Raw genomic sequence first — 22,138 nt, forward strand, 5'->3', positions numbered from 1 at the left:
GGGGCGGCGGGTGGGTTGCCGTGGGCTCCTTGTTCGGTGGGGTGCCGCCCTGGGGGCGGATTCGCTTGGGCGGGGGCGTGTTGTCGCGTTGCGCTCGGAGTGAGTGGCGTGCTTCGCGCACGGGCGGCGGCCGACGTCTGGCTTTCTGCCCGGCGGGGTGCTGTCGAGGGTCGTGGGGCAGCTGTTGCAGGGGTGTGTTGCCGCGGTCGTGCCCGTGCGCGTGGGGCTTGGTGGGGGCGGCGGGTGGGCTGCCGGGGCTCCCCGTTCGGTAGGACGCCACCGAGGGCGGCGGATTCGCTTACGCGGGGGCGCGCTGCTGGGCGCGTGATGGCGCGTTGCCCTCGGGGTGGGCGGCCCGGCGGGCGGATGGGTGGCCGTCGTCTTCTGGCTTTCTGCCCGGCGGGGTGCTGCCGACGGCTGTGGGTTCGTTCATGCGGTGGGTGTGCCGCCGCGCCGCCCCCGTGTGCGTGGTCCGCCGAAGCCGGCGGGCGGGCCGCCGTCCCGGTCCCCGCCCAGCAGGACCCCGCCCAGCACCGCCCCGGCCAGTCCGATGGCGTCCGTGCCGGGGCCGTCGATGGGGTGGCCGTGGGTGCGGATGTCCTGTTCGGCGAGGTCGTGGGCCTGCTGGGCCAGGGTGTCGGCCGTGACGAGGTCGGTGAGCTCCTGACGCGGGCTGCGCCCGGCCGGTGCGGACGCCGGGGGAGTGAGCAGTCGACGGGCCTCCGCCAGCCGGGTGCGTGTCTCGGCGCCCACCGCGGCGCGATGCGTCGCGACGACGTCGTCCGCACCGGCGACGGCACTGCGCGCGCACACCAGCGCGGCGGCCGCGATCACCCCGGCCCGCCCCGCGACGGCGGGCTGAACGCCGTGAACGATCCGCCGCAGCAGGTCGAGGGGGTCGTACGGCCCGGAGGTCAGTTCCTCGCGTACGACGGCCAGGACGAGGTCGGCATGGCCGACACGGGCGCGTAGCTCGCCGGGAGGGACGTCCATGTACGCCTCTCCCCCCGGCGCCGACCCGCGCGCCCCGGCCAGCTCCGCCTCCGCGCCCGTCAGCGCGGCCGGAACCATCGCCGCGGCCGTCGCGAGCTCTCCGGCGAGCCGGTCGATGCCGTCGATGAAGACGGCGGCCTGGGCGATGGCGCCCTCGGCGGCCCGCAACAGACCCGCGGCCCGCTCGTTCTCGCCCAAGTCGGCGCTCTGGCGGGCGTGGTTGAGGCGGGCCGTGGCGAACACCAGCCGGTCCTTGGCCTGCTCGACGTGGCCCGCCACGGCGGCGGTGGCCGACGGGGCGTACCGCTCACCGAGGGCGCGGAGAGCCGCGTCAGCGCCCCCGGTACGCGCCGCCAGCTCCCGAAACCGCCCCTCCGCGACGGCCAACGCCTCGCCGAGGCCCCCGCCCAGTCCCTCCTCCAGCCCCCGTACCTGATCGAACGCGGCGGCCTGCCCGTCCAGCAGCCGCCCCGCCTCCTCGCTCCGCCCGACGATCCCCGCCAGCACATGCCGCCGAGCCGCCGCCTCTCCCGGAACCCCACCCTCGTACTGCCACCGCATCCGGAACGCGACCGCCAGCTCGGCCTCGGCGTCCCGCAGAACCCCCGCGAACGGCTCGACGTCCTCCGCCCCGAGCGCGGCCTCCGGACGGCCGCCGCCGACGCCCCCGACCCGCCCCTGGACGAACCCGAGCTCCTCCCGGCCGGCCCGCACCCAGTCATCGGCCTCGACCAGCAATGCCCGAGCCCGCTCGTCGAGTTCCCCGGCCTCCGGTTCGCCGCCCCGCACCGGCGCCCCACCCGGTGTCGTACGCCCCCGCGCCCGCCGCCTGCGCCGCAGGAACCCGTACCCCGCGAGCACCACCACCGCGACGACGGCCAGCATCGGCATCACCAGATCCGCGGCGGACGTCTCCTCGACCTCCCCCTGCGCCACCCCACCGGCAACGGGCCGCGCCGCCCCGCCGGCCACCCGCCCCTCACCCCCGATGTCCACCCCGGGCAACACCAGCCACACCACCCCGACCACCCCGCCCACCAGCGCGTGCACCACCCGCACGGATATGTGCGAGGCAGCACGCCGCGGCCGGCCCCGGATCAAGGATGACGTCACATTTCGGAGCGTATGAGCACGAATGCGCCCGCGCGACCGGGGTGCGCCCGGGCCGGGGTGGGGGAGGGAGGGCGGACCGCCCTACGTCGACCGCCTCATGATCTTCGAGCCCAGCCACACCAACGGGTCGTACTTGCGGTCGACCGCCCGTTCCTTCAAGGGGATCAGCGCGTTGTCCGTGATCTTGATGCCCTCGGGGCAGACCTCCGTGCAGCACTTGGTGATGTTGCAGTAGCCGAGACCGTGCTCGTCCTGGGCGGCCTTCTTGCGGTCCAGGCCGGTCTCGCTCGCCGCGTCCAGCGGGTGCATGTCGAGCTCCGCGACCCGCATGAGGAAGCGCGGGCCCGCGAACGCCGGCTTGTTCTCCTCATGGTCGCGGACCACATGGCAGGTGTCCTGGCACAGGAAGCACTCGATGCACTTGCGGAACTCCTGCGAGCGGTCCACGTCCTCCTGCATCATCCGGTACTCGCCGGGGCCCAGGTCCTCCGGCGGCACGAAGGCCGGGACCTCGCGCGCCTTGTCGTAGTTGAAGCCGACGTTCGTGACCAGGTCGCGTACGACGGGGAACGCCCGCAGCGGAGTGACGGTGATCGTCTCCTCGCGGGTGAACACCGACATCCGCGTCATGCACAGCAGCCGCGGCCGCCCGTTGATCTCCGCCGAACACGAACCGCACTTGCCCGCCTTGCAGTTCCAGCGGACCGCCAGGTCGGGCGCCTGGGTGGCCTGGAGGCGGTGGATGATGTCCAGGACCACCTCGCCGTCGTTCACCTCGACCTCGAAGTCCTCCAGGCCGCCGCCCTGCACATCGCCCCGCCACACCTTGAAGCGGGCCTCGTAGCTGCTCACTGGTAGAGCTCCTCTTCGGCGAGGTACTTGACCAGCTCCTCCTTGTCGAAGAGAGCGAGCAGGTCCGGGCGGACGGGGTCGGTGGTCTCCCGTACGAGGTCGATCTGGCCGTGTTCCGGGTCGGTGGCCGCCAGGCCGCCCGTCGGGTCGGCCAGTTGGCACAGCAGGTTGATGTTGCGCCACTTGCGGTCCATCGTCGGATGGTCCTCGCGGGTGTGGCCGCCCCGCGACTCGGTGCGCTCCAGCGCCGCCCGGGCCACGCACTCGCTGACCAGCAGCATGTTGCGCAGGTCGAGTGCGAGGTGCCAGCCGGGGTTGAACTGGCGGTGGCCCTCGACGCCGGCCCTTCGGGCCCGTACCCGCAGCTCGCCGAGCTTCTCCAGGGCCTGCTCCATCTCGCCCTCGCGGCGGATGATGCCGACGAGGTCGTTCATCGTCTGCTGGAGTTCCTGGTGGAGGGTGTACGGGTTCTCCGGCGGGCGTCCGTCCTCCTCGCCGCCGACCGGGCCCTCCGCCGAGAAGGGCCGCAGCGCCTCCGCGGCCGCCGTGTCGACCTCCAGGTCGCTGACCTCGGGGCGTTCGAAGGCCCGCGCTGCCGCGTACTCGGCGGCGTGCCAGCCCGCCCGGCGCCCGAACACCAGCAGGTCGGACAGGGAGTTCCCGCCGAGCCGGTTAGAGCCGTGCATGCCGCCGGCCACCTCGCCGGCCGCGTACAGGCCGGGCACGCCACGCGCCGCCGCGGTGTCGGACTCGACCGCGATGCCGCCCATGACGTAGTGGCAGGTCGGCCCGACCTCCATCGCCTCCGCCGTGATGTCGACGTCCGCCAGCTCCTTGAACTGGTGGTACATGGAGGGCAGGCGACGGCGGATGACCTCCGCCGGCATACGGGTGGAGACGTCCAGGAACACACCGCCGTGCGGGGAGCCGCGGCCCGCCTTCACCTCGGAGTTGATCGCCCGGGCGACCTCGTCACGCGGCAAGAGCTCGGGAGGACGCCGGTTGTTGTCCGGGTCCTCGTACCAGCGGTCGCCCTCCTCCTCCGACTCGGCGTACTTCTCCTTGAAGACGTCGGGGATGTAGTCGAACATGAACCGCTTGCCCTCGGAGTTGCGCAGCACCCCGCCGTCGCCCCGCACCGACTCCGTGACCAGGATCCCCTTCACCGACGGCGGCCAGACCATGCCCGTCGGGTGGAACTGCACGAACTCCATGTTGAGCAGGGGAGCCCCGGCGAGCAGGGCCAGCGCGTGGCCGTCGCCCGTGTACTCCCACGAGTTCGACGTCACCTTGAAGGACTTGCCGATGCCGCCCGTCGCGATGACGACGGAAGGGGCTTCCAGGACGAAGAAGCGGCCCGTCTCGCGGTCGTACGCGAAGACCCCGGAGACCCGGCTGCCGTCCTTGAGGATCCTCGTGACCGTGCACTCCTGGTAGACCTTCAGCCGGGACTCGTAGTCCCCGGTCTCCTTCTTGTCCTCCTGCTGGAGTGCGACGATCTTCTGCTGGAGCGTGCGGATCAGCTCCAGGCCGGTGCGGTCACCGACGTGTGCGAGGCGCGGGTACTCGTGGCCGCCGAAGTTGCGCTGCGAGATACGGCCGTCCTTCGTACGGTCGAACAGCGCGCCCCAGGTCTCCAGCTCCCACACCCGGTCCGGCGCCTCCCGCGCGTGCAGCTCGGCCATCCGCCACTGGTTGAGGAACTTGCCGCCGCGCATGGTGTCGCGGAAGTGGACCTGCCAGTTGTCGTGCTCGTTGGCGTTGGCCATGGCCGCCGCGATGCCGCCCTCGGCCATCACGGTGTGCGCCTTGCCGAACAACGACTTGCAGATCACGGCCGTACGGGCGCCTCGCTCGCGTGCCTCGATCGCCGCACGGAGGCCCGCGCCTCCGGCGCCGACCACGACGACGTCCCACTCCTGTCGGTCGACCACGGACATCAGTCAGCCCCACCCATTCAGAAGAAGCGCGGATCGTCGAAGACCCCGGACGCGACGAGATAGACGTAGAAGTCGGCGAGCGCCACGCTCACCAGCGACGTCCACGCGAGCAGCATGTGGCGGGCGTTGAGCTTCCCGATCCACTGCCACATCCGGTAGCGCACCGGGTGTTTGGAGAAGTGCTTGAGCTTGCCGCCGACGATGTGCCGGCAGGAGTGACAGGAGAGGGTGTACGCCCAGATCAGCACGATGTTGACGAGGAAGACGAGGGTGCCGAGGCCCATGTGGCCCCACTCGTAGTTCTCGTCGCGGAAGGCGAGCACCGTGTCGTACGTCAGGATTCCGGCGACCAGGAGCGCGGCGTAGAAGAAGTACCGGTGGATGTTCTGCAGGATCAGCGGGAAGCGGGTCTCGCCGGAGTACTTCTTGTGCGGCTCCGCCACCGCGCAGGCCGGGGGCGACATCCAGAAGCCGCGGTAGTAGGCCTTGCGGTAGTAGTAGCAGGTCAGGCGGAAGCCGAGCGGGAAGATCAGGATGATGATCGCGGGGGAGATGCCCCACCAGCTCCCGAAGAGGTCCCAGTTCGGCCCGGCGCGCATGGGCTCGCAGTTCTCCGCCAGGCAGGGCGAGTAGAACGGGGAGACGTACGGCGCCGCGTAGTAGTCCGCGTTGGCGAAGGCCCGCCACGTCGAGTACACGATGAACGCCAGCAGACCGGCCGCGGTGGCGGCGGGGGCCAGCCACCAGCGGTCGGTCCGCAGGTGCGGGGCGGAGATCGCGGCGCGCGTACCGGTTCGTACGCCGCCGCTGTTCAGATGGGGTTCCGTACCAGTGGCCAATGGATGACTCCGGTCGGGTCAGGGGGTGGGATCAGGGGGCGCGGCGGTCCCGGGCGCCGAGACCCTCGTCATCCGTGTCGATCCACAGAGAGTCGTCGTACGGCGTGTCGGGGATGGTGACGAGCTCCGGCCTGCGCTGCGCGCCGGGAGCCGATGCGGACTCCCGCAGCAGCGCCACGCTCTCGCGCAGATGGTCGGCGTCGGTGCGCACACGGCGCATCTCCAGCCCGCCGGTGCCCAGGTGCTGCTCGAGGCGGCCCACGGACCGGGCCAGGTCGTCGAGGCAGCGCTGGACAGCTGTCAGGTCGTCTTGCACGGACATGACGTGACCTCACTTCCGTGGGCCCTTCGGCCCTGGGTGGCAACGTTCATGCGCCTGCGAGTGTTGCGCGTCACACCTACCGCTGTGAAGGCATGTGCAGCGATTGGCGGATTGCACGCCTCCGACGCGCGCCCGCATGCGCTCTGTGTACGCCGGGGGGGGCCGCAGGGAGTGCGGGGGCGCGTTGCTCCGTCCGTGCGGGAGCGCGTTGCTCCACACGGGTGGCCTTCCGCGTCCCCGCCGCCGTGTCGACGCCGCCTGGCGAACCCTTTCCTCTTCAGTGGGGGCCCGTAGATCTGATCAACTCCAAAATACCGCCAAACGTGATCAAAACGCACTTATTGTCACCGGCGGGCCGCTCCCCGGAGGTACCTGAGATGTCCTACGACGGCGTCGGACCCAGGCCTGGCCGCACCGCGGTCATGCGCGCGGTCGCTTTCCTTGCCGCGGGCGTGCTCGCGGTGCCCGCGCTCGCCGGTTGCAGCGACCCCGACCCGGCCGGGAAGCCGCTGGCCGGACAGGACATCGGAGCGGCCGCCCGGGACCGGGTCGCCGACGGCGGCACGCTGCGGTGGGCCGTGGACGCCGTGCCGGAGACGCTGAACACCTTCCAGTCGGACGCCGACGCGACCACGACCCGGATCGCGCAGGCCACCCTGCCGTCGATGTACCGGCTCGACCAGAACGGGCGGCCGGAGCGCAACCCGGACTACCTGGAGTCCGCCAAGATCGTCGAGACCGAGCCCAAGCAGGTCGTCCTGTACAAGCTCAACCAGCAGGCCGTCTGGAGCGACGGCCGGGAGATCGGCGCCGCCGACTTCGCCGCCCAGTGGCGGGCCCTGTCCGGCAAGGACAGCGCCTACTGGACCGCCCGCAACGCCGGCTACGACCGGATCGAGAGGATCGAGCGCGGCAAGGGCGACCTGGAGGTCAGGGTCACCTTCGCGCGGCCGTACGCCGACTGGCGCTCGCTGTTCTCGCCGCTGTATCCGAAGGAGGTCATGGGCACGCCGGACTCCTTCAACGACGGCGCGCGGCGCAAGCTCAAGGTCAGCGCCGGGCCGTTCGCCCTGCAGAAGATCGACCGCAGGAACGACGAGGTCCGGCTCACCCGCAACCCCCGCTGGTGGGGACAGCGCGCCAAACTGAACGAGATCGTGCTGCGGGCCGTACCGCGCGACGAGCGCGCCGCCGAGCTGGCCGCCGGACGGCTCGACCTGGCCGAGATCGACCCCGCCGCGGCCCGGCGCATCGCGCTCGCCGCGCCGCCGCGGGCCGCGACCGCCAGTGCCGCCGGTTCCGCGGCCGGTTCCGCTTCGCCGCTGATGGGCCCCGACCGGCGCAGGATGACCCCCGAGCAGCGCCGGGAGGCGGCGGCGTTCCGGGGCTTCGAGGTGCGCAAGTCCCTGGAACCGACGTACACCCAGCTCGCCCTCAACGGTGCCGAGGGCGCGCTCGCCGACGAACGGGTGCGCCGGGCCGTGGCTCGCGCGATCGACCGCAAGGAACTGGCGAAGCTGGTCCTCACCCCGCTGGGCCTGCCCGCCGAGCCGGTCGGCAGCCACCTCGCGCTGTCCGGCCAGGCCGCGTACGCCGACAACAGCGGGGCGATCGGCGGCCAGGACACCAAGGAGGCACAGGCGCTGCTCGCGGACGCGGGGTGGGTGCGGGGCGGGCCGATCAAGGAGGAGAAGAAGGGGGAGGAGGCGGCGGGACCGGAGGGGAAGAAGGCCGGAAAGGGCGAGAAGCCAGAGAAGAAGGGCGAGAAGGCGGACAAGGACGCCAAGAAGGCGGACAAGGACGCGGAGAAGGCCGGCAAGGGCGCTGAGAAGGACTCCGAGAAGAAGGAGCCCGAGAAGAAGGACGCCGCGAAGGACTCGGAGTCGTCGGACGGGGACGACGGGACGTACATCGTCGGGGAGGACAACAAGGCGGACGGCGGCGAGGGCCGCGAGGGGAAGCACCTCGCCCAGGACGGCAAGCAGTACGGCAACAAGCAGCTGCAGCCCGGCGGGGCGCCCGGTGCGTACGCGCCCCAGGGCACCCCCGCACCGGCGGGCGCGGCGGCGCGGCCGGTGGCGAAGGACGGCAAGGCGCTGATGCTGCGGTTCGTGGTGCCGGCGGGGGAGGGCTCGCAGACGCTGCGCACGGTGGCGGACCGGATCGGTCTGATGCTGGAGCGGGTCGGCATTCGCACCGCGATCACCAAGGTCTCGGACGAGAGCTACTTCAAGGACCACATCGCGTCCGGCCAGTACGACCTGGCCCTCTACTCCTGGCCCACCTCCGCCTACCCCGCCACCGATGCCCGCCCCATCTACGCCAAGCCGGTCCCGGCCGCCGACGGCTCCTTGAACGTCGAGCAGAACTACACCCGTGTCGGCACCGACCAGGTCGACCAGCTCTTCGACCAGGCGGTCGGCACGCTCGACGAGTCCGAGTCCCGCTCGCTGATCCGCAAGGCCGACTCCCGTATCTGGGCGGCGGCCGGGTCGATCCCCCTCTTCCAGCGGCCCCAGCTCACGGCAGCGAAGACGAACGTCGCCAACGCGGGTGCCTTCGGCTTCGGGACGCCGGTGTATCAGGACATGGGCTTCCTGAAGAAGGGGACGGGGCCGTCGGCGACGGCCTCGGCGGACTAGAGGGGCTTCGTCTCACGGCGCGGACGGCCACTTCTCGGCGCCGGCCCAGGCATGTCAGCCCGTCCGGCGTTTGAGGACGAGGCCCGTTCAGGGCCGAAGCGGGGGTCTGGGGGCCGCAGGCCCCCAGGCACGGGACCGCAGGGGCGGCAATCCCTACGCTGACCTGCACCGAAATATCCCGCCAAGCCCCAGCGGCAGCGGCCCCGTACCATGGGGTAAGGCCGTGGCACGTTCAGCCCGGCAGGGCCCGCGTAACACAGACGTACGCGAGAGCCGTCCTCACCACTCCGGGAGTACGCCGCAATATGGCCACGCGCCACGACATCCGCAACGTCGCCATCGTCGCCCACGTCGACCACGGCAAGACCACCATCGTCGACGGCATGCTGAAGCAGGCCGGCGCCTTCGCCGCGCACCAGCTCGACTCCGTCGACGACCGCATGATGGACTCGAACGACCTGGAGCGTGAGAAGGGCATCACGATCCTGGCCAAGAACACGGCGGTGAAGTACCACCCGAAGGACGGGGGGGACGTCATCACCATCAACATCATCGACACCCCCGGCCACGCCGACTTCGGTGGCGAGGTCGAGCGCGGTCTGTCGATGGTCGACGGTGTCGTCCTGCTCGTCGACGCCTCCGAGGGCCCGCTCCCGCAGACCCGCTTCGTGCTGCGCAAGGCCCTCCAGGCCCGGCTGCCGATCATCCTCTGTATCAACAAGACGGACCGGCCCGACGCCCGTATCGACGAGGTCGTCAACGAGACCTACGACCTCTTCCTCGACCTGGACGCCGACGAGGAGCAGATCGAGTTCCCGATCGTCTACGCCTGCGGCCGTGACGGCATCGCGTCCCTCACCAAGCCGGACGACGGGACCGTGCCCGCCGACTCCACCAGCCTGGAGCCGTTCTTCTCCACCATCCTGGAGCACATCCCGGCCCCCACCTTCGACGAGGACGCCCCGCTCCAGGCCCACGTCACCAACCTCGACGCCGACAACTTCCTCGGCCGTATCGCGCTGCTGCGCGTGCACCAGGGCGAGCTGAAGAAGGGTCAGACCGTCGCGTGGATGAAGCGCGACGGCTCCGTCACCAACGTCCGCATCAGCGAGCTGATGATGACCGAGGCGCTGACCCGCAAGCCGGCGGAGGTGGCCGGTCCCGGTGACATCTGTGCCGTCGCCGGTATCCCCGACATCATGATCGGCGAGACCCTCGCCGACACCGAGAACCCCGTCCCGCTGCCCCTGATCACGGTCGACGAGCCCGCGATCTCCATGGTCATCGGCACCAACACCTCCCCGCTGGTCGGCCGCGGCGGCACCGGCAAGGGTGCCGACGCGAAGGCGGCCGTCAAGGACCGCAAGGTCACGGCCCGTCAGGTCAAGGACCGCCTCGACCGCGAGCTGATCGGTAACGTCAGCCTCCGCGTCCTGGACACCGAGCGCCCCGACGCCTGGGAGGTGCAGGGCCGTGGTGAGCTGGCGCTGGCCATCCTGGTCGAGCAGATGCGCCGCGAGGGCTTCGAGCTGACCATCGGCAAGCCGCAGGTCGTCACGAAGGACGTCGAGGGCAAGGTCTACGAGCCCGTCGAGCGCATGACCATCGACGTGCCCGAGGAGCACATGGGTGCCGTCACGCAGCTGATGGGCGTCCGCAAGGGCCGTATGGACAACATGTCCAACCACGGCTCCGGGTGGGTGCGCATGGAGTTCGTCGTTCCGTCGCGTGGTCTGATCGGTTTCCGGACCGAGTTCCTGACCCAGACCCGCGGTACCGGCATCGGCCACTCCATCCACGAGGGCCACGAGCCCTGGTTCGGCACCCTGCAGACCCGTAACAACGGCTCGCTGGTCGCCGACCGCTCCGGTGCCGTCACCGCGTTCGCGATGACCAACCTCCAGGAGCGCGGCGTGCTGTTCGTCGAGCCCGGCACCGAGGTGTACGAGGGCATGATCGTCGGCGAGAACTCGCGCGCCGACGACATGGACGTCAACATCACCAAGGAGAAGAAGCTCACCAACATGCGGTCGTCCACGGCCGATGTGGCTGAGTCGATCGTCCCGCCGCGCAAGCTCTCCCTGGAGCAGTCCCTGGAGTTCTGCCGCGACGACGAGTGCGTCGAGGTGACCCCGGAGGCGGTCCGCATCCGCAAGGTGAACCTGGACGCCCGCGAGCGCGCCCGCGCCGCGAGCCGCGCCAAGCACGGCTGACCCCCGCCGCAGACGGCACCGGGCGTCCCGCCAAGGGGCGCCCGGTGCCGTTTTGCACAAGATGGGGCGACTGGCGCGAAGGGGTCCAAAGGGAACGTAGGGAAAACCCTTGAATTGGTTGTGAGGCCCCGTTCGGCGGGTCGGATCCCATTAACCTGCCCGGAAGCAACGTGCCGACCTGCTCGGGAGCAGCGCGCCGAACGGTCGGGGCACCCAAGCACCGACGGTGTGCGCTCGGCAACTGTTTTTCCGGCGCAGGACGTCCGGTATTCGGACGCTACCCCCCGATAGATGTGTAACAAGTCCGTTTCGCAGCGATCTCTCCTCAAACCCTTTGTCCGGATTTTGGAAGACCTGGCCCCTATCTGTGATCGAACCGAGACCTCGAGAGTGTGGTTCGTCCCCTGGCCGATAGCAGATAGTTAGGCGCGTAGAGCTCGGATGAACGGGTTACGCGCTGACGGGGCGCGGACTCGCGAGCGTGGGGGCACGTGACGAACTCCGGCACCGACGACGGGGCCTGGAGGTGTCGTCTGCTCCCCTTTGCGGTGAACCAGCGGATTCATGAGGAGGAACCCATGCGAGGTGCCACAAGCGCCATATGGGTCGCGTCGTCCCGGATGGCAGATGTAGGCCCCGCAGGTGCGAGTCCCGATTCGGCGGTTGCGACGGTGACCAGGCGTCGCGAACTCCCCTGACGGTCCGATCCGTCGGCCGGTAAGTGCCGATCGCGAGCCAGGGTTCCCCGGGGGCTCGCCCCCCAGCCGTTGTTCTCCTCGCGCGCTGCGAAAGACGTACGCCGTGCGACGGTCGTCGAACACTGTGTGGTCCCGACGACCTCCAACATCTGTGAAATGGACGAATCATGACGAGTCCAATCGAGCTCGAGGGTGCCGAAACCCCTTCTCTCGTGGACAAGGAGAGCGCCCCGCAGGAAGGCGCCAAGGAGTCGAAGAAGCTTGCGGGACGCAGCCCCGGGCAGTTGATGTGGGGTCGCTTCAAGCGCGACCGCACCGGTGTGATCTCCGCCGTCGTCGTCCTGTTCTTCTTCGCCATCGCCACGGCGGCGCCGCTGATCTCGATGGTGTACGGCAAGGACCCGTACACGCTCTACGGGCAGGAGCGGCCGGAACTCCTGGACATGTTCACCATGCCGGCGGGGCCCGCCGGCGGCATGACCGGGGAGTTCTGGTTCGGCATCGAGCCGGGCCTGGGCCGGGACGTCTTCACCCAGCTGCTGTACGGCATGCGGACCTCGATGTTCACGGCGCTGGCCGCGACGGTGCTGATGACCGTGGTGGGTGTGCTGATCGGCCTCGCGGGCGGCTACTTCGGCGGCAAGTCCGACTACTGGCTCGGCCGGGTCACCGACTTCTTCATGGCTCTGCCCAACCAGCTCTTCTTCGTGGCCGCGATGCCCGTCATCACCACGGTGTTCGTCGCTCCGGACGAGGAGACGCCCACCTATGTGCGCACCTGCGCGATCATCATTGTCCTGTCCTTCCTGGGCTGGATGAGTATGGCGCGCCTGATCCGGGCCGCCACCCTGTCCCTGCGGGACCGGGAGTTCATCGAGGCGGCGCGGATCTCCGGGGCCTCGCCCTGGCGGATCATCCGCAAGGAACTGCTGCCCAACATCGTCACTCCGGTGCTGGTGCAGTTCACGCTCACGCTGCCGAGCACCATCCTCAGCATCGCCTTCCTCTCCTTCGTGGGTGTGGGATACGTCGAACCCACCCCGGACTGGGGGCGGATGTTCGCCATCGGCGCGGGCGTCATCGAGCAGGACCCGTACTACATGCTCTTCCCCGGCGTGGCCATGGTGGTCTTCGTCGTGGCCTTCAACCTTCTCGGTGACTCGGTGCGGGATGCCTTCGATCCCAAGACGGGTCGCTGAGGGTCCCCCCACTCACGGGCAGGCCACGCACTTGCCCACGTCGGCTTCGGTCCCCACGGCCCGGCTCCGGCCAGCTACCAGCAATGCTCACTACTCACAGGCAGGTGGATTCCACTCCATGAGCATCTTCCGTAACCGCACCACAACGGCCGCGCTTGTCGCGGTTGCCGCCGGAGCCCTGACCCTCACCGCCTGCGGTGGCGGCGGCAGCTCGGCGGAGGACAACAGCAAGAGCAAGGAGGACGCCAAGTCGCAGTCCAAGCCGGTGCAGATCGGCGATGCGAAGGCGTCCACCGGCCCCGCTGCCGAGGTCCCCGGTGCCAAGGCGGGCGGCACCGCGATCGTCTACCAGGAGGCGGACTTCTCCCACCTGGACCCGGGCCAGATCTACGTCTCGGACGGAAAGCTGCTCAGCCGCCTCATCTACCGCGGTCTGACCCAGTACTCCGAGGACGACAAGGGCAACCTGACCGTCGTGGGCGACCTCGCCACCGACGCGGGCAAGGTCTCCGACGGCGGCAAGACCTGGACCTACACCCTGAAGCCCGGTCTGAAGGACGAGAACGGCAAGCCGATCAACTCGGCGGACATCCGCCACTCGGTCGAGCGCCTGTACGCGTCCTACATCACCGACGGTCCGACGTACCTGCAGCAGTGGCTGTCCGGTGCCGGCACCACCTACCGTGACGCCTACGCGGGCCCGGACAAGGGCAAGCACCTGCCGGACAGCGTTCTGGAGACGCCGGACGACAAGACGGTCGTCTTCCACTTCAAGGACGCGCAGCCCGACCTCCCGCAGATGCTGACCATGCCCGGTTACAGCGTCGTCCCGGAGGAGTCGGACACCAAGGAGAAGTACGACACCGACCCGGTGGCGACCGGCCCGTACAAGATCGCCGACTTCAAGCCGGGCAAGTCGATGAAGCTCGTCAAGAACACCCAGTGGGACCCGAAGTCCGACTCGGTGCGTCACCAGTACGTCGACGGCTTCGACATCGAGATGAACCACGACGACGAGGACCAGACCAAGACCCTCCTCGCCGACCAGGGCGACGCCAAGAACGCGATGATGTTCACGGGTCAGGTCGCCACCACGCAGCTGCAGGCCGTCGTGGGCGACAAGAACGTCCTGGGCAAGCGCACCATCGAGGGCTACGCGCCCTACGTGTGGCAGCTCAACTTCAACCTGGACCGCGTCAAGGACAAGAAGCTCCGTGACGCGATCACCCTGGCTCTGCCGGCCGCCTCGGTCTTCAAGGCCGACGGTGGTGCCTACGGCGGTGAGACCGCCAACTCGCTGATGTCGCCCACCACTCCGGGCTACGACGAGAAGTACGACCCGTTCAACCGGGCCAAGAAGCCCAATGGTGACATCGAGGCCGCCAAGAAGCTGATCGAGGAGGGCGGCTTCAAGGGCAAGAAGCTCGTCTACGCCTACGGCAACACGCCGGTCCGTCAGCAGCAGGCCGTCCTGATCGCCGACGCGCTGGAGAAGATCGGCCTCGACATCCAGAAGAAGGAGATCGACTCCGCCACCTGGTACGAGCAGGTCGGTAAGGTCAAGAACGGCTACGACCTGTACATGACCGGCTGGGGCCAGGACTGGCCGTCCGCGTCCACGGTCTTCCCGCCCCTGTACGACGGCACCACCATCCAGGACGGTGCGTCGAACTACTCGCACATCAACGACGAGCACGTCAACTCCGAGATCGCCCGCATCGTGAAGATCACGGACACCGCCCAGGCCACCAAGGCGTGGGACGCGCTCAACAAGTACATCACCGAGAAGGTCAACCCGGCCGCCCCGATCTACTACACCAAGGTCTTCCAGATCTTCGGTTCGAACATCGGCGGCATCCGCTACAGCTCCGACTCGAGCTACGTGGACGTCACCCGGGTCTTCCTGAAGAAGTAACCCGCTTCGTCGGCAAACCGGTGGTGGGCGCGTGGCGGAGCGCCCACCACCGGGGCCCGGATTCCCCAGACCTTCCCATCGACTGCCGCCGTCCTGAGAGCAGCTGCCTGCCATGCTTCAATTCCTCATTCGCCGGACGTTCGGCGCGGCGCTGATTTTGCTGTTGATCAGCGCGTTCACGTTCTTCATGTTCTTCGCCATCCCGCAGGACCCGGCCCTGCTGGCCTGTGGCAAGAACTGCACTCCGGACGCGCTGGCGATCATCCACAAGAACCTCGGCCTCGACTCGCCCGTCCCCGTTCAGTACTGGAACTTCCTCGTCGGCATCTTCGCCGGCCGGGACTTCGCCGTCGGCCACTGCGACGCCCCCTGCTTCGGTGTCTCCTTCGCCAACAACCAGAACGTCTGGGACACGATCCTCGACCGCTTCCCGCTGACCATCTCGCTGACCGCCGGCAGTCTGCTCGTCTTCCTCACGCTCGGCCTCGGCGCCGGTCTGCTGGCCGCCAAGTACCGCGGCACGTGGGTGGACAAGGTGTTCAGCTCGGGTTCGCTGGTCATCAGCTCCATGCAGATCTACTTCCTCGGCCCGCTCGTGCTGCTCGCCCTGGTCTACAGCACCGGCTGGCTCGAGAAGCCGAAGTACGTGCCGATCTCCGAGGACGTCGGCGGCTGGTTCATGGGCCTGTTGATCCCCTGGGTCGTCATGGCGACCATCTTCACCGCCAACTACACGCGTATGGCCCGCTCCTCGATGATCGAGCAGCTGCAGGAAGAGCATGTGAAGGCGGCCCGCGCCAAGGGCATGTCGGGCAACTTCGTGTTCTTCCGCTACGCCTGGCGAGGCTCCCTCATCCCCATCGTCACCATCCTCGGCATCGACCTTTCCTCGCTCTTGGCAGGCGGCATGGTGACGGAGCTGACGTTCGGTCTGGCCGGTCTCGGCCGGCTCGCGCTGAAGTCCGTCACCGACAAGGACCTGCCGATGCTGATGGGCGTCATGCTGATCAGCGCCGCGCTCATCATCGTCTTCAACCTGATCGTGGACGCCCTGTACGCCGTCATCGACCCGCGCGTGCGGCTGTCCTAGGAGAACCACCGTGACCACTCAGACCAAGCCCGAAAAGGCCGCGGCCACCGCCGCGGAGCGGGCCTTTCTCTCGGTACGTGACCTCAAGGTCCACTTCTCCACCGAGGACGGCGTCGTCAAGGCGGTGGACGGGCTCTCCTTCGACCTGGAGCGTGGCAAGACCCTCGGCATCGTCGGTGAGTCCGGCTCCGGCAAGTCGGTGACCAACCTCGCCGTACTCGGCCTGCACAACCGCAAGAACACCGCCATCGACGGGTCGATCACGCTGGACGGTCAGGAGCTGACCGACGCCGGCGAGAAGCAGCTGGAGACGCTGCGCGGCAAGAAGATGGCGATGATCTTCCAGGACGCGCTGACCGCGCTGTCGCCGTACTACACGGTCGGCCGCCAGATCGGCGAGCCGTTCATGAAGCACACCGGAGCCTCCAAGCGGGACGCCCGCGTGCGCGCCATCGACCTGCTCGAGAAGGTCGGCATCCCGCACCCGCAGCAGCGGGTCGACGACTATCCGCACCAGTTCTCCGGCGGTATGCGGCAGCGCGCCATGATCGCGATGGCGCTCGCATGCGACCCGGACCTGCTCATCGCCGACGAGCCCACCACGGCGCTCGACGTGACGGTGCAGGCGCAGATCCTCGACCTGCTCAAGGACCTGCAGCAGGAGTTCGGCTCCGCCATCATCATGATCACCCACGACCTCGGCGTGGTCGCCAACATGGCCGACGACATCCTCGTGATGTACGCGGGCCGCGCGGTCGAGCGGGGCACGGTGCGCGAGGTGCTCAAGTCGCCTCAGCACCCGTACACCTGGGGCCTGCTGGGGTCGATGCCGAGGCTCACGTCCGATGTCGACGAGCCGCTGGTGCCGATCCCCGGATCGCCCCCCTCGCTGCTCAACCCGCCCTCGGGTTGTGCGTTCCACCCGCGGTGCGGCTTCGCCGAAGAGGTTCCTGGAGGCCGTTGCTCCAGTGAGCGGCCGCTGCTCGCCCAAGGGCGGGCCGCCGCGTGTCACCTGACGGGGGACCAGCGGCAGCAGCTGTTCATCGAGACGATTCAGCCCCGGCTGGGCTGAGCCAAACCGGGACTGGGGCATCACCATGAGCGACAACAGCAACACCACCACGGCGGTCGCCGACGCGATCCCGCAGCAGCGGGACGAGGACAGCGCACCGCTCCTTCGGGTCAGCGGCCTGAAGAAACACTTCCCGATCAAAGGCGGCTTCCCGATCCGGCGGACCGTCGGCCATGTCAAGGCCGTCGACGGCGTCGACCTGGAGGTCTTCCCGGGCGAGAGCCTCGGCCTGGTCGGCGAGTCCGGCTGCGGCAAGTCGACGACCGGGCGACTGCTGACCCGGCTGTACGAGCCGACCGAGGGCACCATCGAGTACAAGGGGCGGGACATCAGTCACGCCAGCCGGTCGAAGCTGGCGCCGATCAGGTCCGAGATCCAGATGATCTTCCAGGACCCGTACGCGTCGCTGAACCCGCGGCAGACGGTCGGCAAGATCATCTCGGGCCCGATGGAGATCAACGGGATCAACCCGCCCGGCGGCCGTGAGAAGCGGGTCCGGGAGCTCCTGGAGATCGTCGGTCTCAACCCGGAGCACTACAACCGCTTCCCGCACGAGTTCTCGGGCGGCCAGCGCCAGCGCATCGGTGTCGCGCGCGCCGTCGCGCTGGAGCCGAAGCTGATCATCGCGGACGAGCCGGTCTCGGCCCTCGACGTGTCGATCCAGGCCCAGGTGGTGAACCTGCTGCAGGAGGTGCAGCGGGAGATGGGCATCGCCTTCGTCTTCATCGCCCACGACCTGGCGATCGTGCGCCACTTCTCGCAGCGCGTCGCGGTGATGTACCTCGGCAAGGTCGTGGAGATCGCGGACCGCGACTCGCTCTACAACCGGCCCCGTCACCCCTACACGCACGCGCTGCTGTCGGCGGTGCCGGACGCGGACATCGACGCGGCCAAGCGGGAGCGGATCCGCCTCGCGGGTGACGTGCCCTCCCCGATCAGCCCGCCGTCCGGCTGCCGGTTCCGTACGCGCTGCTGGAAGGCGCAGGACAAGTGCGCGACGCAGGAGCCGCCGCTGCTCCGCATCGAGGGCAGCAAGCCGGGGCACCTGACGGCGTGCCACTTCCCGGAGGAGCCCACCACCGCGGACCGGGGCGAGGACGTCGTACTGGACCAGGGTCTGAAGGCCCTGGAGGACAACGCCGACGGCGACACGGCGGTCTCGAAGAGCTGACCGACGGGGCAATCGCCGGCCGTCATGGGACCGGGGGCGGGAGAAGTCTCTCCCGCCCCCGGTCTTCGTATGTGCCAGCGGACGGTACCCGTACGTGGGGCGTCACGCGGTGATCCGCGTCCGGGCCCAGTGACACGCCACCTGCGCCCGCGCACCCCCGCCGAGCACCTGAGGATCCTCGTTCCGGCAGGCGTCGGCCACGCCCGCCCGGTCCGCCTCCCCGCCCGCCAGCACCTGGCAGCGGGCGTGGAAACGGCATCCGGAGGGGATGCGGGTCGGGTCCGGAGGTTCGCCGGTCAGGACCACCGGATCGCCCGGCGCCTCCGGCAGGACCGACAACAGGGCCTGGGTGTACGGATGCCGGGGCGCCGTGAGCACCTGCTCCACGTCCCCCGTCTCCACGATCCGGCCCAGGTACATCACCGCCACCCGGTCCGCGATGTTCCACGCCAGCCCCAGGTCGTGCGTGACCACCAGCGCCGACAGGCCGAGGTCGGTGCGCAGCCGCAGCAGCAGGGCGAGGATCTCGCCGCGTACGGAGGCGTCCAGGGAGGCCACCGGCTCGTCGGCGACGAGGAGTTCGGGTTGGAGGACCAACGCGCCCGCGATGACCACGCGTTGGCGCTGACCGCCGGAGAGTTCGTGCGGGTAGCGCAGGAAGAAGCGCTCCGGGGGCCGCAGGCCGGCCCGGGACAGTGCCTCGGCCACCGCCGTGCGCTCGTCGCCGCCGTGGCCGTGGATCCGCAGACCCTCAGCCACCGCGTCGTACACCGTGTGCCGTGGGTTCAGCGATCCCGTCGGGTCCTGCAGGACCAGCTGGACGCGCCGCCGGTACGCCTTCAGGGCCCGCGAGGAGTACCGCAGTGGCTCGCCGTCGAAGACGACCCGCCCCTGTGTCGGCGGCTCCAGGCCGAGCAGGGCGCGGGCCAGCGTCGTCTTGCCGCAGCCGGACTCGCCGACCAGCGCCACGATCTCCCCGGCGCCGATGTCGAGTTCGACGCCGTCCACCGCGCGGGCGGGTGGGGCGCCGTGCCGGCCGGGGTAGGTGACGTGCAGGCCCTGTGCGCTCAAGAGGGTCATGATCCGCTCCTCGCGTCCCGCGTCGCCGGCACGTGCACACAGGCCGCCCGCCGGTCCTCGTCGGCCGCACGCAGCTCCTGGTCGTCCACCGCGCAGGACTCCAGCGCGACCGGGCAGCGCGGATGGAAGGCGCACCCGCAGGGCACGGCGGACGGGTCCGGCGGATCGCCCGGCAGGCCGCGCGGCGCGAACCGCGACGCCGGGTCGCCGATCCTCGGGAACGCCTCCGACAGCGCCTTGCCGTAGGGGTGCCGGGCGTCCTCGTAGACCTTGCGCGCCGGGCCCTCCTCGACCACTCGGCCCGCGTACATCACCGCCAGCCGGTCACAGGTGTCGGCGAGGACCGCCAGGTCGTGGCTGATCGCGATCAGTCCCAACTCCTGCTCCGCGACGAGCTGTTCGATGAGGCGGAGGATCTGCGCCTGGATCATCACGTCCAGGGCGGTGGTCGGCTCGTCGGCGACGATCAGACGGGGGTCGCAGGCGAGTGCCATGGCGATCATGACGCGCTGACGCTGGCCGCCGGAGAGTTCGTGCGGATACGCCGACGCCCGTGCCACGGGGAGCCCCACATGCTCCAGGAGCTCGCCGGCCCGCTTCCTGGCGCCCGCCGGGGTCGCCTTGCCATGCAGCAGGATCGGCTCGGCGATCTGGTCTCCGACGCGGTGCACGGCGTTGAGCGAGTGCATCGCGCCCTGGAAGACGATGGAGGCCCCGGCCCAGCGCACCGCCCGCACCCGGCCCCACTTCATGGTGAGGACGTCCTCGCCGTCCAGCAGGACCTCCCCGCCGATCCGAGCCCCGGCCGGCAGCAGCCGCAGCAGGGCGAGGGCGAGCGTGGACTTGCCGCAGCCCGACTCACCCGCGATGCCGAGCTTCTGCCCGGCCCCCACCGTCAGGTCGACGCCCCGCACGGCGGCCGCACCGCCGGCGTAGGTCACCGTGAGGTTTCTGACGTCGAGCAGGCTCAAGGTGTCACCCCCGGTGTGGGGTTGAGGGCGGTATTCGTCAGCAGGCTCAACGCCCCACCCCCAGCCTGGGGTTCAGCACGGACTCCACCGCACGCCCGCACAGCGTGAACGCCAGCGCCACCACCGCGATCGCGATGCCCGGCGGCACCAGGTACCACCAGTTCCCGGAGCTGACCGCCCCCGCCTCCCGCGCGTCCTGGAGCAGCCCGCCCCACGACACGACGGTCGGATCGCCGAGTCCCAGGAAGGCGAGCGTCGCCTCGGCGAGGATGGAGGAGGAGATCATCAGCGTCGTCTGGGCGAGCACCAACGGCATCACATTGGGCAGCACATGCCGGGACATGATGTGCCAGTGCCCGCCGCCCAGCGCCTTCGCGCGTTCGATGTACGGCCGTGACTCCACCGCCAGCGTCTGCGCCCGCACCAGCCGGGCCGTGGTCGGCCAGGAGGTCACGCCGATCGCCAGGACGACCGTGCCCAGCGAGCGGGACATCACGGTGGCCAGCGCGATGGCGAGGACCAGGGTCGGCATCACCAGGAACCAGTCGGTGATCCGCATCAGCACGGTGGCGTACGCCCCCTTGAAGTGCCCCGCGGTGATTCCGACCAGCGTGCCGATCGCCACCGACAGCGCGGCCGCGAGCAGCCCGACCAGCAGCGACACCCGCGAGCCCCACACCAGCAGGCCCAGCAGATCCCGCCCGAACCGGTCGGTCCCCAGCGGGAACTCGGCGCTCGGGCTCTCCATCGGCTGCCCCGGCGCCCCGGTCACGCCGGCCACGTCGGAGCCGAACGTGAGCGGGGCGGTCAGCGCGAGCAGCGCGAACAGGGCGAGCGCGATCAGCCCCACCAGGCCCGCGCGATGGGTGCGGTACTGCTTCCAGAAACGTACGACGGACTGGCGCCGCCGCTGCCGGGCGAGCGCGCGCGGACCGGCCGTACGCGCCCCGGCATCGTCCTTCCCGGTCTCGGTTGTCATCGGCCCACCCGGGGGTCGAGCAGCGGATAGACCAGGTCGGCCAGGGTGTTCATGACGATCACCGCCGCTGCGAAGAAGAGGAACAGGCCCTGCACCAGCGGCAGATCGGGCACGCTCAGCGCCTGGTAGAACAGCCCGCCGAGCCCCGGCCAGGAGAACACCGTCTCGACCAGGATCACGCCGGCGACCGTCCGGCCCAGATTGACGAAGACCAGCGTCACCGTCGGCAGCAGCGCGTTCGGCACGGCATGCCGGCGCCGGACCAGGTCGTCCCGGAGGCCCTTGGCGCGGGCCGTCGTCAGATAGTCGCTGCCCATCTCGTCCAGCAGCGCGGAGCGGGCCACCAGCAGGGTCTGGCCGTACTCGACCGCGACCAGGGTGACGACGGGCAGGATCAGATGGTGGGCGACGTCGAGGGCGTACGCGAAGCCCTCCTCACCGCCCGACTCCATGCCGCCGGTCGGGAACAGCCCGGGAATCGGGCCGATGCCCACCGAGAACACGATGATCAGCAGCAGGCCCAGCCAGAACGACGGGATCGAGTAAAGGGTGAGGGCCAGACCTGTGTTCAGGCGGTCGCCGAGCCCCCCGTGGCGCCAGGCCGAGCGGGTGCCCAGCACGATGCCGAGCAGGGTGTACAGGACGAACGCGGTGCCGGTGAGCAGCAGGGTGTTGGGCAGCGCCTCGGAGATCTTGTCGATGACGGGCGCCCGGAACTGGTACGACGTCCCGAGATCCCCGGTGAGCGCCTTGCCGCAGTAGTCGGTGAACTGCTCCCACAGCGGCAGGTCGAGTCCGAACTCCCTGCGGTAGGCGGCGAGTTGTTCCTCGGAGATGGGGCGGCCGCCCGTCATGGTCTTGACGGGGTCGCCGGGAATCAGCCGGAACAGGAAGAACCCGGTGACGAGGACGGCGAGCAGGGAGACGGCGGCGCCGCCCACCTTGCCGGCGCCGTACCGCAGATAGCGCGTGCCGGTGCGCGCCCGCGGTCCCCGGACCGCGGGCGCGGCGGCCTTGACGGCCGCGGCGGAGGGTGCGTCGGCGGTCAT

General features: G+C 69.8%; 17 protein-coding genes. 7 read left to right on the plus strand and 10 right to left on the minus strand.

The genetic code is table 11. The annotated features are described in order from the left end of the window. Positions 1-298: 298 nt before the first annotated feature. The 6 genes from ABD932_RS26355 to ABD932_RS26380 form a co-directional block, all read right to left on the minus strand. Positions 299-433 (minus strand): hypothetical protein, encoded by a 135-nt coding sequence (locus ABD932_RS26355; protein ID WP_345015984.1) that lies wholly within the window; start codon positions 431-433, stop codon positions 299-301. Further along, positions 430-2,106 (minus strand): hypothetical protein, encoded by a 1,677-nt coding sequence (locus ABD932_RS26360; RefSeq protein WP_345015985.1) that lies wholly within the window; start codon positions 2,104-2,106, stop codon positions 430-432. The genes ABD932_RS26355 and ABD932_RS26360 overlap by 4 nt, the downstream gene beginning before the upstream one ends. Before the next feature lie 81 nt (positions 2,107-2,187). After that, entirely contained in the window at positions 2,188-2,958 is a 771-nt protein-coding gene (locus ABD932_RS26365) for a succinate dehydrogenase/fumarate reductase iron-sulfur subunit (protein WP_345015986.1), read from the minus strand. After that, entirely contained in the window at positions 2,955-4,898 is a 1,944-nt protein-coding gene (locus ABD932_RS26370; protein WP_345015988.1) for a fumarate reductase/succinate dehydrogenase flavoprotein subunit, read from the minus strand. Before ABD932_RS26370 ends, ABD932_RS26365 begins: the two co-directional genes overlap by 4 nt. Before the next feature lie 17 nt (positions 4,899-4,915). After that, entirely contained in the window at positions 4,916-5,737 is an 822-nt protein-coding gene (locus ABD932_RS26375; protein WP_345015989.1) for a hypothetical protein, read from the minus strand. Positions 5,738-5,768: 31 nt separating this feature from the next. Further along, the gene (locus ABD932_RS26380) at positions 5,769-6,059 is read right to left on the minus strand and encodes a hypothetical protein (protein ID WP_126394804.1); all 291 of its coding nucleotides are present in this window, start codon (positions 6,057-6,059) and stop codon (positions 5,769-5,771) included. Positions 6,060-6,436: 377 nt separating this feature from the next. Here ABD932_RS26380 and ABD932_RS26385 point away from each other — a divergent pair, with 377 nt between their 5' ends. The 7 genes from ABD932_RS26385 to ABD932_RS26415 all read left to right on the plus strand — a co-directional run bounded on the left by ABD932_RS26385 (position 6,437) and on the right by ABD932_RS26415 (position 18,059). Then, entirely contained in the window at positions 6,437-8,701 is a 2,265-nt protein-coding gene (locus ABD932_RS26385) for an ABC transporter family substrate-binding protein (protein ID WP_345015990.1), read from the plus strand. 305 nt (positions 8,702-9,006) lie between these two features. After that, positions 9,007-10,914: a translational GTPase TypA gene (typA, locus tag ABD932_RS26390; RefSeq protein ID WP_345015991.1), complete on the plus strand. Its 1,908-nt coding sequence runs from the start codon at positions 9,007-9,009 to the stop codon at positions 10,912-10,914. Between the two features lie 865 nt (positions 10,915-11,779). Then, complete coding sequence (locus tag ABD932_RS26395) at positions 11,780-12,811, plus strand: ABC transporter permease (protein WP_345015992.1); 1,032 nt, start codon at positions 11,780-11,782, stop codon at positions 12,809-12,811. Positions 12,812-12,929: 118 nt separating this feature from the next. Continuing rightward, on the plus strand, positions 12,930-14,726 hold the full coding sequence (locus ABD932_RS26400) for an ABC transporter substrate-binding protein (RefSeq protein ID WP_345015993.1): 1,797 nt from the start codon (positions 12,930-12,932) through the stop codon (positions 14,724-14,726). Positions 14,727-14,838: 112 nt separating this feature from the next. Further along, the gene (locus ABD932_RS26405) at positions 14,839-15,816 is read left to right on the plus strand and encodes an ABC transporter permease (RefSeq protein WP_345015994.1); all 978 of its coding nucleotides are present in this window, start codon (positions 14,839-14,841) and stop codon (positions 15,814-15,816) included. A 10-nt stretch (positions 15,817-15,826) separates the two neighbouring features. After that, entirely contained in the window at positions 15,827-16,888 is a 1,062-nt protein-coding gene (locus ABD932_RS26410) for an ABC transporter ATP-binding protein (RefSeq protein ID WP_345015995.1), read from the plus strand. A gap of 25 nt (positions 16,889-16,913) precedes the next feature. Next, positions 16,914-18,059, plus strand: coding sequence for an ABC transporter ATP-binding protein (locus tag ABD932_RS26415; protein ID WP_345015996.1), 1,146 nt, complete (start codon positions 16,914-16,916; stop codon positions 18,057-18,059). Positions 18,060-18,161: 102 nt separating this feature from the next. Here the strand turns inward: ABD932_RS26415 and ABD932_RS26420 are convergent, their stop codons facing one another. From ABD932_RS26420 to ABD932_RS26435, 4 genes are read right to left on the minus strand one after another with little or no spacing between them, the layout of a single operon-like run. Continuing rightward, positions 18,162-19,139: an ABC transporter ATP-binding protein gene (locus ABD932_RS26420; protein WP_345015997.1), complete on the minus strand. Its 978-nt coding sequence runs from the start codon at positions 19,137-19,139 to the stop codon at positions 18,162-18,164. Then, the gene (locus ABD932_RS26425; protein WP_345015998.1) at positions 19,136-20,110 is read right to left on the minus strand and encodes an ABC transporter ATP-binding protein; all 975 of its coding nucleotides are present in this window, start codon (positions 20,108-20,110) and stop codon (positions 19,136-19,138) included. The genes ABD932_RS26420 and ABD932_RS26425 overlap by 4 nt, the downstream gene beginning before the upstream one ends. 46 nt (positions 20,111-20,156) lie before the next feature. Further along, positions 20,157-21,089, minus strand: a complete 933-nt coding sequence (locus ABD932_RS26430; RefSeq protein ID WP_345016000.1) for an ABC transporter permease — start codon at positions 21,087-21,089, stop codon at positions 20,157-20,159. Further along, positions 21,086-22,138 carry an ABC transporter permease gene (locus tag ABD932_RS26435; RefSeq protein WP_345016001.1) on the minus strand — a complete coding sequence of 351 codons (1,053 nt, stop codon included), beginning with the start codon at positions 22,136-22,138 and terminating at the stop codon, positions 21,086-21,088. The genes ABD932_RS26430 and ABD932_RS26435 overlap by 4 nt, the downstream gene beginning before the upstream one ends.

Origin of the sequence: Streptomyces shaanxiensis, from assembly GCF_039537145.1 — a bacterium.
In the GTDB taxonomy this organism is placed as follows: domain Bacteria; phylum Actinomycetota; class Actinomycetes; order Streptomycetales; family Streptomycetaceae; genus Streptomyces; species Streptomyces shaanxiensis.